Consider the following 12,596-nt stretch of genomic DNA (forward strand, 5'->3'; position numbering starts at 1 on the left):
TGAGTATTTAAATACCAGGATATTCAGAGAAAGAGCAGTTTTAGGCATCAACCTGCATCCTCTGATTTGCTACACTAGTCCAAATTTCTCCCTTATGGAAAGCTGTGTGTTGCCATTCAAACTTTGGGTCGATGCAGATGCATTACCTCGTATTCTGAAAGATGTGATTATCCGTGCCTCTGATCGTTATCAGCTTGAAGTCACTTTTGTGGCCAATCAGCCGGTAGGGATTACACCGTCGATTCGCATCAATTCTATTCAGGTCATGAGCGGGGCAGATGCAGCAGATCAGGAAATTGTTGATCGTATGAAAGAGCATGACATTGTGGTGACGCAGGATATTCCTTTGGCTGCTCAAGTCATCGAGAAGGGCGGTATCGCGATTCACCCGCGTGGCGAAATCTATACTGTGGCCAATGTCAAAGCACGTCTGCATTTACGTGATTTTATGGATACCTTACGTGGTGCTGGTGTGCAAACCGGTGGGCCACCTCCGATTTCTGAACGTGATAAGCGTGAGTTTTCCAGCTCTCTAGATCAAACCATTCAAAAACAGAAACGTAAAACTGCGATTAAATAAAAAACGAGATCAAGTATGCCCCCAAAAAGTAACCTGATTTTAACCTATGCCTTGCTGGTTTTCATCTGGTCCACCACACCGCTCGCGATTGTCTGGAGTGTGGAAGATTTGCATCCAATGTGGGCATTGGCGATCCGCTTCTTTTTGGCCTTGCCTCTGGCCTTAGGATTATTGTGGTTATTTAAAACCAGATTACCGCTTGATCGTGTTTCCCTGCATAGTTACTTGGCGGGTGCATGCAGTTTTATCGGCTCGCAAATTTTTACTTACTGGTCTACGGATTATTTAAGTTCCGGTATCATTGCCTTAATGTTCGGCTTGGCCCCCCTAATTTCAGGCCTCATTGGGCGTTTTGTGTTTCAGATGCAGCTTTCCCTGAATCAATGGCTAGGAATGGGAATTGCTTTAATCGGACTTTCGGTGATCTGTCTAGGTGATGCAGATCAGCATATACAGCCAATTGGAATCGTGATCGCTCTGGTTGGGGTGTTAGTTTATTGCGTATCCATGTTCTGGGTGAAGAAAATCAATGCGCCAATTGATCCTATGGCACAGGCGGCTGGTTCGATTGGTTTGTCAGTCGTTTTCTCTATCGGTATGTTGCCATTTATCTGGCAATACGCACCCACTGCTATGCCGCATGCCAAGTCCTTATTTGGTCTGGTGTATGCGGTAATTATGGCTTCGCTGATTGCGATGTTCTGTTATTTCAAACTGGTACAGAAAATTAAGCCAACCACCTTATCTTTAACTACAGTCCTGACACCGATGCTGGCCTTGCTGGTAGGCGTATTATTGAATAATGAAAAATTGCCGCTCATTGCTTTGGTGGGTGTAGTAATTTTATTGTTCGGCTTAATGGTTTATTTCGCTAAAGAAATTAAGGCGAGCTATAAAGCCCGCCTTTAATAAAAAGATAAATGCCAGTCTTAAGCAAAGCTGGCTTTCACACATTCGCCCAGTTTGACGCGATCCTGAGGATGCAGGGTAATGAAATAAGCACCCGTACGATATTTTCCGTTTTCTTCTGCACGACTGTAGGCCACCTGAGCGGTTGCAGCGATGTGGAAGAAGTTTTCCGGGTGACTTAAAGTCACATGCAGATAGGTTCCTTCACTAATCGGCTGATCACTAAAGAAGCTAAAACCAGTCTCTGAAAAGTTCACATGTTCCGGTACAGGTAACATGCTTTGTACAATTGCGTCATACAAAGAACCGGTAATAAGGTTTAATTTTTGGTTGAATAAGGATAAGATTCGAGCAATTTGTTGATCTTTTTCAGATAATTGTTCTAATTCGTAGTTAACAGCATGATCAAATTGATCTAGCTCTGCAAGTAGTAGAAAATAGCGGGGCAATACGAAATTAGCATCGTAAGGATCATTCAAGGCAACATCATCGGAAATAATCTGATAATTGATTCGTAAAGCAGCATCGATTCGAGACATGACTCGTCTTTCAGTGAATCCGTTTGGATGCTGTACATTTTCCATAATTTATTACCTCGGACTAGATGGTTATGTTCAAACCAATCTCGCTGTATATAGGGTTGAAATATACTCGCGCACGGCGTAGTAACCACTTCATTTCTTTTATCGCATTGGTCTCAATGATCGGTCTCACGCTCGGTGTAGCAGTCCTCATTACAGTTTTGTCTGTCATGAATGGTTTTGACCGAGAGTTGAAAAATCGCGTCTTGGGGATGGTTCCTCAAGCCACTGTTTCTTCGACGCAAATTCTAACAAATTGGCCTGAACTTGCAAAGCAGATTGAACGGCATGAACACGTTCAAGGCGTGGCTCCGTTTACCCAGTTACAGGGGATGCTGACGGCTCAAGGGCAAGTTGCCGGAATTATGGTCAGCGGGATTGAACCAAAGTATGAGAAGAAAGTTTCGATCATCCAGAACCATATGGTCGAGGGTAGTATTGATAACCTGAAAAAAGGTGAATTTGGGATTGTTTTAGGTAAGCAGATGGCAGATGCCATGGGCGTAGGCTTGAACGATAACATTACCCTGGTTTTACCTGAAGCGACGCCTTCACCAGCAGGTGTTGTACCCCGCTTTAAGCGCTTTAAAGTGGTCGGGATCTTCAGTATTGGTGCAGAAGTCGATTCGATGATGGGTTATATTGCTCTAAATGATGCTTCAACCTTGTTACGTCTGCCAGATGGTGCACAGGGCGTACGTATGAAGCTGGATGATATTTTCGCAGCGCCTCAGGTTTCTCAGGAAATTGTGCGTGATTTACCGGGTAACTTCTATGCCTCTGACTGGACTTATACTCACGGTAATCTGTTTAGCGCAATTCAGATGGAAAAAGCGATGGTCAGCTTATTATTATTCCTGATTGTTCTGGTTGCAGCATTTAATATCGTGTCTTCACTGGTGATGGTGGTCACAGATAAAAAATCCGACATCGCAATTTTACGTACTTTGGGTGCTTCACCTACCACGATTACCCGAATCTTTATGGTTCAAGGTACTGTGATTGGTGTGATCGGAACTTGTGCGGGTGCCATTCTCGGGATTATTGCGGCTACCAGTATTAGTGGTTTTATTGGCTGGTTAAACAATTCACTTGGCCTGAATATGTTCGATGCCTATTTCATCAACTATTTACCTTCTTATCTGCGCTGGCAGGATGTGGTTGTGATTGTAGGTCTGTCACTTGCCTTAAGTTTCCTGGCAACTATTTATCCAGCATTCCGAGCTGCTAAAATTCAACCGGCGGAGGCATTGCGTTATGAGTAAACTGGTTCTAGATGCCCAAAATATCGAGAAATCTTTTACAGATGGAAAATCTACGGTTGATGTGATCAAAGGGATTTCATTGCAGGTAAAGGCCGGGGAATTTGTTTCTATTGTTGGTTCAAGTGGTTCCGGTAAAAGTACCTTATTGCATATTCTGGGAGGACTTGACCGTCCTTCTGCTGGACAGGTGATGGTCAATGGCCGCCGTTTTGACAATTTATCTGAAGCAGAACGTGGCTATGTCCGTAATGAAAATTTGGGCTTTGTATATCAATTCCACCATCTATTGCCAGAGTTTACTGCGCTGGAAAATGTCGCGATGCCATTGATGCTGCGTAAAAGCGTCAAGTTTAAAGAGGCTAAACAGCAGGCAGAATACTTGCTGGAACGTGTTGGATTAACCCATCGTTTAACCCATCAACCTGGTGAACTCTCTGGTGGTGAGCGTCAGCGTGTAGCACTGGCTCGTGCCGTGGTGACCAAGCCGAAGTTAATGATGGCAGATGAGCCAACAGGTAACTTGGACCGTAAAACAGCCGATAAAATCTTTGAATTACTGACTGAATTACGTAGCGAATTCAATATGGCCATGTTAATTGTGACCCATGATGAACAATTGGCACATTCGGCAGACCGGATTCTACATATGCGTGATGGTCTATGGATGAATGACTAATTACAGAAATAATCTTCTTTAATTGAAGCTCACTTCGGTGGGCTTTATTATTGCCTGAAAATAATAATAAAAAAGAAAATCTTCATGTTGCAATGGCTGTGTCTGGGCTGGATTTTAGGCCTTGCCTGTATGGGAAAATCTTTTCTGAATATTGAGTTGAATTCAATCTCAGTGATATTTCTTGCTGTGCTCTTTTATTTCTGTAGTTCCAAGCTCAATACTGTTCTGAAAAAGCCCTTACATAAAGGATTGCTGGTAAGTACCTGTATTCTACTCGGGACATTTTTGGGATATGGTTATGCCAATCAACAGCTCAGCCAACGGCTATTGAATGTCGAGCATGAAGTACTGCAGAAAGACATTATCGTTTATGTCAAACGCTTGAATAAACTCGGTGAACAATCCATCCAGCAGCCTTTGGAAGTATTAAACCTCGATGGACGCACCGTAACCTGGATGGGTTTTCTACCTAAAACCTCATCGAATACTTCACAACTATCAGCAAATCATGAAAATGTAAATGCACTTGAACTGGGGCATTATTACCGGCTGCAAGGGCAGGTACGTCCTAATCACAGTTATGCAACGCCCGGTGCTTTTGATGCTGAAAAATGGGCGCTCCAACAGAATATGATGGCAGGTTTCCGGATCAAACAGATAGAGCAACTTGATTCAGCTACTGTTTCTACACTGGGGTATAGTCAGTTTATTCGAGAGCAAAGAGCTTTAACTCAGCAATTTCTACTTTGGGTAGAGAAGAAGCGGCTGCAATTAAGAGAGTTCATAGCAAGGCAACCTGTACAAAATAAAGGTTTGCTTCTGGCTTTGCTCACCGGAGATGAAAGCTTTTTAAATCCTGCAACTGAACAGCAATTTCGACGTATGGGTATGAGTCACTTACTGGCGATTTCTGGCCCACATGTACTGATCTTTGCCCTGATGGTCTGTACCATGCTTCGGCTACTTGTCGCACGAAGTATGCCTCAGCTTTATCTAAGATGGCCACGCCAGTATTTTCTGGCTTTGCCTTTTCTGTTTTGTGTGGTGCTGTACTGTGCCTTTGTGGGTTTTGAAATTCCGGCAATCCGAACCCTGCTGATTTGTATGATTGGTGTCTTCCTCATGCTGCTTCAACAAAATCTGCAGGCTTTAAAACTTCTGATTCTGAGCGCTGCCTTACTGTTATTAATTGATCCCTTTAGTATCTTGTCCGCGGCTTTCTGGCTGTCTTATGGGGCCTGTTTTGTATTGCTCAGAATTTATCAGACCATTCAACAGCGACCATCCGAGCAAAATCAGACAGCAATACAAAAACTGTATTTTGCAACTAAAGTGCTGGTGGAATCGCAGTGGAAAATCTTTCTCGCTTTATTTCCTTTAATGATGCTGTTTTTTAAGCAGATTGCCTGGATCACGCCGTTCAGTAATCTGGTCGCAATCCCTTGGATTGGTCTACTGATTGTTCCAATCGATATTTTGGCAGCGATTCTATTTTTTATCGCTGAACCGGTCTCAAGTATGCTATTTCAGCTTAATGATCTTATGCTGAATATCTTGTTGGGATTCTTAAATCTGCTGGATCACTGGTTTAAACCGCAGTTAATTCCAGTTGCAATGAGTCTCTGGATGATTGGCCTATGCATCCTATCTTTGCTGATTTTATTCTTACCACGTGGCGTATTACCAAAATCCTGGGTGGCTGTGGCAGTAGTACCAATTTGTATTCCTCAATTCTATCATCCGCCATTTCATCTTTCGGTGCTGGACGTCGGGCAAGGACAGGCGATATTCCTCCGTCATGGAACCCATAACATGATGATCGATATGGGCGGTTATTATGATGAGGAAAAATTTAGTATTGGGAAGCAGGTAATCATGCCATTTCTGTCGGTACAAGGTGTTTCTCAACTGGAGCAGGTGATTTTAACGCATCTGGATCAGGACCATAGTGGTGCTTATCACAGCATTAAAGACCAGCTCAAGATTAAGAATATCTATGCCAATGAAGTGACCGAAACTGCAGCCTCTTCAAACTTTCAATTATGTTATCAGGGACAGCGGTGGCAATGGCAGAATGATGTGCGGATTAAGGTCATTGCACCAAAACTAGAACAATTAAATACTGCTAATTTCAATAAAAATGACCTGTCTTGTGTAGTGTATTTGCAGCTCAAAGATGTCTGGCCTTATCAGAATTTTCTGCTGATGGGAGATGCAGGTTGGCAGACTGAATATCAGTTACTCAAAGACTATCCTGATTTAAAAGTGGATGTCTTGGTATTAGGTCATCATGGCAGTCAGCACAGTTCAGCTTATCAATTCTTGCAGCATTATCGTCCTAAACTGGCGATTGCGTCTGCAGGAAAATTTAACCGTTACGGGCATCCAAGCGAACTAACCCAGCAGCGTCTTGAAGAATTGGAAATTCCTTTATTGACTACAGCAGAGCATGGCAGCCTGCATTTTCATCAGCAAGGAACTCAAATCATTCTAGAAACTGAAAGAAGTCGCCGGAAGTGGTTACAAAAACAAAATCTAAATGACTGATTCTAGAGATGGTTTAACAGGGGCCGGATTAGAAGTTCTTAACTGGTTCACTTTGGATAAAGCTTGGTTATGATCAAGTTTATAAATATTTCCCAGATTTTCGTGAGCTCTAAAGCGTTTATAGCTCCAGTGATAATGTTCAGGATGACGCTGAATCAGGTTTTCAATCGTGTTGATGATGATACCTGTACCCTGATTGGCATCTCCCTGATAAATTTTTTCATCTATGGCCTCGATATGAATATCAAATCCAGCATTCTCATTGCGCAAAGCATAAAGGAACAGGGCACGAGCTTTAGTTTTCTGGATCAGCTTAGCGCTCAGATTACTGGTAGCTAGAGGAACACCAAAGTAAGGAATATATTCACCGCCAACGTTGGGTGTATGATCCGGCAGAATGACAGTAGTGCCACCTTGCTTCAAGGCCTTGAAAATCTGTCGTACACCAGACTCATCTGTCGGCACCAGATTGGCCTGTTCGCGGCTGCGTGCTGCACGAACAAACTGATCCGCTGCCTGATTTTTTACAGGTTTATACATGATGGTCATTGAAGTGAATTGCGCAACATAGGCATTCATAATTTCCCAAGTGCCAAAGTGCGGCACAATCAGCACCAGACCTTTATTTTGTGCCAAGGCATCATGCAGTAAATCTTCGCCTATAACTTTATGCACTCTCTCAATATTTTTCTGATTACTCGAACCCCAAATACTAAAAAATTCAAAATAAGACATCAGTTCATTGCGAATCGCGGCACGGGTAATCCGTTCTCTTTCCTGTGTCGACAGTTCAGACAAACTGATCTCAAGGTTCAGGCGAATTACATCAGAAGTTTTAGAAACTTTAAAAATATTAACGATTAAGGCAAGAATCCGCGCAATCCATCGGGAAACTGAAAGCGGTTGGCGGCTAATATATTTGAGTAAACCGTAAGCTGAATTCTTTGAGCTGCGTTCAGTCATTGAGTTGTAATATTGATAAAATAAAAAAGAATAGCATTTATTATAGGCGAAAACGGTTTCTTTAGACAGAATTACCCTTTTCGGTGTATATAATGGGTTCAATATAAATTAATTTATTGGATTATTTATGTCCGATTGGCCACCAAAACCTGAAAATCAAATACAAAATACGCAGCAACCAGTTCAGCCGACTGGCCCAGAATGGAAACTGCTGGAGAAAGCAGTTTTAGCTTCAGTAGAAGAGCAACGACGGGCACGTCGCTGGGGGATCTTCTTTAAATTTCTAACCTTTGCTTATCTGCTGGTTGTCATTCTTGCGCTGGGTAAAGGCTGTAGCATGAGTGCTTCTGATCCGAGTGCAAGCGCAGGTGCACACATTGCTGTGGTTGATATTATTGGCACGATTGCCGCAGACAAGCAAAGCGTAAACAGTAGCAATACCATCAAATCACTCAAAAAAGCCTTTGAAAACAAGCAAAGTAAGGCTGTTGTTTTAAATATTAATTCACCGGGTGGTTCACCAGTCCAGTCAGATGAAATCTGGCAGGAAATCCAGTATCTGAAAAAACAGCATCCTGAGAAAAAACTCTATGCCGTGATTGGTGATACCGGAGCTTCTGGTGCTTACTATATTGCATCTGCTGCAGATGAAATCATTGTCAATCCATCGAGTCTGGTCGGTTCAATCGGTGTGATCATGCCGAATTATGGTGTGAATAACCTGCTGCAAAAACTTGGAGTTGAAGACCGCACTATGACTTCAGGTGAAAATAAAGCTTTGCTGTCCATGACACAGCCGGTTGATCCTGCGCAAAAAGCGCATGTACAAGGTGTGCTGGATAACGTGCATGGTCACTTTATTAATGCTGTAAAGCAGGGGCGTGGAGCGAAATTGAAATCGACTGATCCTGCTATTTTCTCAGGTCTGTTCTGGACCGGTGAACAGGCGGTGAAATTGGGTATTGCAGACCGTATTGGCAGTTTAAATACTTTGAAGCGTGAACTAAAAACTGAAAAAGCTTTAAATTACACCATTGAATATAGTCCATTTGAGTCCGTACTGGGTCGTATGGGTTCATCGATTGGTGAAGGAATTGCGACTTCAGTGGCACAGAAACTTCAGTCAGAAAATAAAACGACATTACAATGAAACCATTGATTCATTTTGCGCACGCCAATGGCGTGCCATCTAAAGTCTATCAAAAGCTGTTTGAAGGACTGCAAGATGATTACGATATTATCTATGTGCCGCTATTAGGGCCTGATAAGCGCTATCCAATTGATAATCAATGGAAAAGTCTGACTCAACAGGTGATCGACAGTATTGTACGTCAGTCCCATGGACGTCCGGTGATTGGTTTGGGGCATTCATTAGGTTCAGTCCTGAGTTTTCAGGCCTCCTTACAGCGTCCGGAACTTTTTTCGCAAATGATTATGCTTGATCCGCCGATGATCATGGGCAAAGAAGCCTTGGCGTTGCATATTGCAAAAACTTTGCGCTTAAAAGCACTGGACCGGATGTCACCTGCAGGTTTGTCGAAACGCCGTCGTGATCATTGGGAGTCTCGGGAACAGGCAGCTGAATTGCTGCGACCGAAAGGCTTTTATCAGGATTTTGATACAGATTGCTTCCAGGCTTATATTGACTATGCCTTAAAGGATGATCCGGTTCGAGGTGGAGTTGAACTCACTATTCCTAAAATGGATGAAGTGAATATCTTTAGAACCAATCCGTCGCTATGGTGGTTACCTCAGGCAAAACCAAAAGTACCAGTGCATCTGGTGGTTGCCAAGAAAGGTCCATTTTTGGCGCGCAGATTTCCGCAGCAAGTGCAAAAGAAATTTGGCATTCCATTTACAGTAGTAGATGGTGGGCATATGTTCCCATTAGAGCAGCCTGAGCAAGTAGCGAGTCTGGTCAAACAACTGATTCAGCAACAGTCTGCTTAAAGTTCATCTCATCTAAAGAAATAAAAAACGCATCCGAGGATGCGTTTTTTATATTTGGACTTTTAGAATTTGCAGAATTGAACAGGTTCTTGCATTTTTGCATTATGGTACAACACACCTTGTTCAGTATGCTGAATTGTCCCATTACAAATCCATTCTACCACTTGTGGGTAAATCAGATGTTCCAGTACATGTACCCGCTGAGCTAAAGTGTGAGTCGTATCTTGATGCGATACTTTTAACACACCCTGTGCTAAGGCTTGGCCGGCATCCAGTTCAGGAGTGACATAATGCACTGTGCAACCATGCAGAACATCACCGGTATTCAGGACGCGCTGATGGGTATGCATGCCTTTGTAATGTGGCAAAAGAGAAGGGTGAATATTCAGCATTTTCCCTTCCCAAGCTTTCACAAATTTTTCACTTAAAATTCGCATAAAGCCCGCAAGTACGACCAGATCAACATCCCAGTCCAGAAGCTGCTGATGCATGACATCATCAAAAGCTTCCCGGCTTGGATACTGCTTATGTTCAATGACTGCAGTTGGAATTCCTGCTTTATGAGCGCGCTCTAAAGCAAATGCTTCAGGCTTGTTGGAAAGCACCCCGACAATTTTCCCTGACAGATTGGCATCAATCAGGGCTTGCAGGTTCGATCCACTGCCTGAAACAAGTACAGCAATTTTAATCATGCGAATTACGCGAAGATCACACGAATTTTTTCGTCTGCACCTTCAACAGATTCAGCATTATCTGCAATGTGACCCATGGTCCATGCTTTCTCGCCCAAACCGTTGAGTAGCTCTACAGTTTTGTCTGCTTCTGCTGCATCAACAACAAGAACCATACCTACGCCACAGTTAAAGGTACGATACATTTCAAACTGCTCTACACCACCTTCACGTTGAAGAAGTTTGAACAGCTCAGGCCATTCCCAAGAAGATTCATCTACGACTGCTTGAGCACCGTTTGGTAATACGCGAGGCAGGTTGCCTGGTAAACCGCCACCCGTGATGTGTGCCATTGCATGTACATCAACCTGTTTTAGCAGTTCAAGAATAGATTTCACATAAATGCGTGTTGGTTCCATTGCAACATCTGCAAGTGGGCGACCATCAACGATTTGATTCAGGTCAACATTTTTAACTTCAAGAATTTTACGAAGCAACGAATAACCGTTTGAATGTGCACCAGAAGATGCAACACCAATAAGTACATCACCCGCTTTTACTTTAGAGCCATCAATAATTTTGCTTTGCTCAACTACACCGACACAGAAGCCTGCAAGATCGTAATCTTCACCTTCGTACATGCCTGGCATTTCAGCAGTTTCACCACCAACCAGTGCACAACCTGCAAGTTCACAGCCAGCACCTATTCCTGTTACGACATTTGCAGCCACGTCCACATTTAGGTGACCAGTCGCATAATAGTCTAAGAAGAAGAGTGGTTCAGCACCACAAACGAGAAGGTCGTTCACACACATTGCAACCAGATCTTGACCAATGGTGTCATGACGGTTCAAATTCAGTGCCAGACGTAATTTTGTACCAACACCATCTGTGCCTGATACGAGAACAGGTTCTTCATAACCTTTAGGGATTTTACAAAGGGCGCCGAAACCGCCTAATCCGCCCATTACTTCAGGACGTTTAGTACGCTTAGCGACGGACTTGATTCGGTCGACTAACGCGTCTCCCGCTTCAATATCGACACCTGCATCTTTGTAGCTTAAACCAGTGTTTGGGGTAGAAGTTGAGTTGCTCATAATGAAGTCTCCGCATTCGCGCGGGGGATTATAACCTGAATATGCAAAACTCTTATGGTATTTATGCCCTAAAATGCTATCTTTATTAAAATATTTTACTTTTTATAACGATTAATAGAGAGAAGGCGAAACTTTATGGTAGATCGCACATTGCGTCGCGTGTTTATCCTAGCTGGGATAGCTTTGTTGTTGTGGATTCTATATTTACTAAAACCCGTTGTAATTCCATTTGTTGCAGCGTTTTTAATGGCTTATCTTTTCAGCCCGCTGGTAGATAAACTGCACGATATCGGTCTGCCGCGTTGGCTCTCTATTAGTATCGTTTTTACTGGAATCGGGATCGTTATGATCCTGGCAATCTGGTATCTGGTGCCGCTGATCTGGCAGCAGCTGATTTATGCGCGTGACAATATACCTGCGGTCATTGGCTGGATTAATTCAACCTTTTTACCGTGGCTGTCGAATACCTTCAATGTCGTTGAAATGGAAATTGATACCACACAGATTTCTGATGTGGTCATGGACTATGTGCAAACCAATTATAGTGCCGACAGTATTCAGGCCTTCCTGCTACGCCTTGCACAATCTGGAATTAACTTTTTGCAGATTGGCGGTACGATTGTTCTGATTCCAATTATTGCATTCTATTTCCTGCTGGATTGGGATCGTATGCTGGAAAGCTTACGCCGCCTGATTCCACGTCCTTATGAACAAAGTACATTAAGAATCGTCGGTGAATGTCACAGTGTACTTGGGGCCTTTGTGAAAGGACAATTTCTGGTGATGATTCTGCTAGGGATCGTTTATGCGATTGGTTTGCAATTGATTGGTCTTGAAGTTGGTCTGATTATTGGCATGGTGGCAGGTCTGGCCAGTATTATTCCTTATCTGGGATTTGCGGTCGGGATCATTGCAGCGGTCATTGCGACCTTCCTGCAATTCGGGATTGACTGGTGGCAACTGGTTCTGGTGGGTGTCGTGTTTATGGTCGGTCAGGCGGTAGAAGGCTATGTATTACAGCCATTCCTGCTCGGCGATAAAATAGGTTTATCTCCAGTTGCTGTGGTTTTTGCGGTATTGGCGGGCGCACAACTGGCTGGCTTCCTGGGAATGCTGATTGCTCTCCCAGTTGCAGCGGTAATTGTGGTTCTGCTCAGACATGCACGTGAATATTATGAGTGCACATCATTTTATGGAAATCAGGCAGTCGTCATGAATGATCCGGCTACAGGTTCCATAAGCGTAGAAACTTCAGACTTAGATGTTGATATTGAAATGAAAAAGTCAGAAGCAAAACCACTGCAAGAGGGAGAGAAATCAAGTAAGATGGATGTACCTCTTCATAAAGACTCATAAG

Annotated in this window: 12 protein-coding genes; 8 read left to right on the forward strand and 4 right to left on the reverse strand. The window is 43.3% G+C overall.

The features are described 5' to 3' along the window. Window positions 1-94 precede the first annotated feature (94 nt). Complete coding sequence (locus tag FTV31_RS01795; protein ID WP_159124052.1) at window positions 95-580, forward strand: YaiI/YqxD family protein; 486 nt, start codon at window positions 95-97, stop codon at window positions 578-580. 15 nt (window positions 581-595) lie between these two features. Further along, a complete protein-coding gene (locus FTV31_RS01800; protein ID WP_180012788.1) occupies window positions 596-1,489 on the forward strand; it encodes a DMT family transporter in 894 nt (297 codons plus the stop codon). Between the two features lie 20 nt (window positions 1,490-1,509). Here FTV31_RS01800 and FTV31_RS01805 read toward each other — a convergent pair whose 3' ends face one another. Beyond that, window positions 1,510-2,073 carry a PilZ domain-containing protein gene (locus tag FTV31_RS01805; protein WP_180004111.1) on the reverse strand — a complete coding sequence of 188 codons (564 nt, stop codon included), beginning with the start codon at window positions 2,071-2,073 and terminating at the stop codon, window positions 1,510-1,512. A 26-nt stretch (window positions 2,074-2,099) separates the two neighbouring features. On the opposite strand from FTV31_RS01805, the gene FTV31_RS01810 reads away from it, so the two are divergent. The 3 genes from FTV31_RS01810 (at window position 2,100) to FTV31_RS01820 (ending at window position 6,558) form a co-directional block, all read left to right on the forward strand. Then, a complete protein-coding gene (locus tag FTV31_RS01810; protein ID WP_125278439.1) occupies window positions 2,100-3,335 on the forward strand; it encodes a lipoprotein-releasing ABC transporter permease subunit in 1,236 nt (411 codons plus the stop codon). After that, on the forward strand, window positions 3,328-4,011 hold the full coding sequence (lolD, locus tag FTV31_RS01815; RefSeq protein WP_180012789.1) for a lipoprotein-releasing ABC transporter ATP-binding protein LolD: 684 nt from the start codon (window positions 3,328-3,330) through the stop codon (window positions 4,009-4,011). The genes FTV31_RS01810 and lolD overlap by 8 nt, the downstream gene beginning before the upstream one ends. Window positions 4,012-4,095: 84 nt before the next feature. Further along, window positions 4,096-6,558, forward strand: a complete 2,463-nt coding sequence (locus FTV31_RS01820; RefSeq protein WP_180012790.1) for a DNA internalization-related competence protein ComEC/Rec2 — start codon at window positions 4,096-4,098, stop codon at window positions 6,556-6,558. Here the strand turns inward: FTV31_RS01820 and FTV31_RS01825 are convergent. Continuing rightward, window positions 6,547-7,521, reverse strand: a complete 975-nt coding sequence (locus FTV31_RS01825) for a lysophospholipid acyltransferase family protein (RefSeq protein ID WP_180012791.1) — start codon at window positions 7,519-7,521, stop codon at window positions 6,547-6,549. The two genes, FTV31_RS01820 and FTV31_RS01825, sit on opposite strands and share 12 nt — an antisense overlap. A 127-nt stretch (window positions 7,522-7,648) precedes the next feature. Here FTV31_RS01825 and sppA point away from each other — a divergent pair, with 127 nt between their 5' ends. Together sppA and FTV31_RS01835 are read left to right on the forward strand one after the other, a co-directional pair. Continuing rightward, a complete protein-coding gene (gene sppA, locus FTV31_RS01830) occupies window positions 7,649-8,671 on the forward strand; it encodes a signal peptide peptidase SppA (protein ID WP_180012792.1) in 1,023 nt (340 codons plus the stop codon). Further along, complete coding sequence (locus tag FTV31_RS01835; protein ID WP_180012793.1) at window positions 8,668-9,471, forward strand: alpha/beta fold hydrolase; 804 nt, start codon at window positions 8,668-8,670, stop codon at window positions 9,469-9,471. The genes sppA and FTV31_RS01835 overlap by 4 nt, the downstream gene beginning before the upstream one ends. A gap of 62 nt (window positions 9,472-9,533) precedes the next feature. Here the strand turns inward: FTV31_RS01835 and purN are convergent, their stop codons facing one another. Further along, on the reverse strand, window positions 9,534-10,163 hold the full coding sequence (purN, locus tag FTV31_RS01840) for a phosphoribosylglycinamide formyltransferase (protein ID WP_180012794.1): 630 nt from the start codon (window positions 10,161-10,163) through the stop codon (window positions 9,534-9,536). Window positions 10,164-10,168: 5 nt separating this feature from the next. Then, the gene (gene purM, locus FTV31_RS01845) at window positions 10,169-11,239 is read right to left on the reverse strand and encodes a phosphoribosylformylglycinamidine cyclo-ligase (protein ID WP_180012795.1); all 1,071 of its coding nucleotides are present in this window, start codon (window positions 11,237-11,239) and stop codon (window positions 10,169-10,171) included. 135 nt (window positions 11,240-11,374) lie between these two features. Here purM and cxpE point away from each other — a divergent pair, with 135 nt between their 5' ends. After that, window positions 11,375-12,595: a chloramphenicol efflux transporter CxpE gene (gene cxpE, locus FTV31_RS01850; RefSeq protein WP_180012796.1), complete on the forward strand. Its 1,221-nt coding sequence runs from the start codon at window positions 11,375-11,377 to the stop codon at window positions 12,593-12,595. Window position 12,596: the final 1 nt, after the last annotated feature.

It is taken from the genome of Acinetobacter sp. YH16031, assembly GCF_013417335.1.
GTDB lineage: Bacteria > Pseudomonadota > Gammaproteobacteria > Pseudomonadales > Moraxellaceae > Acinetobacter.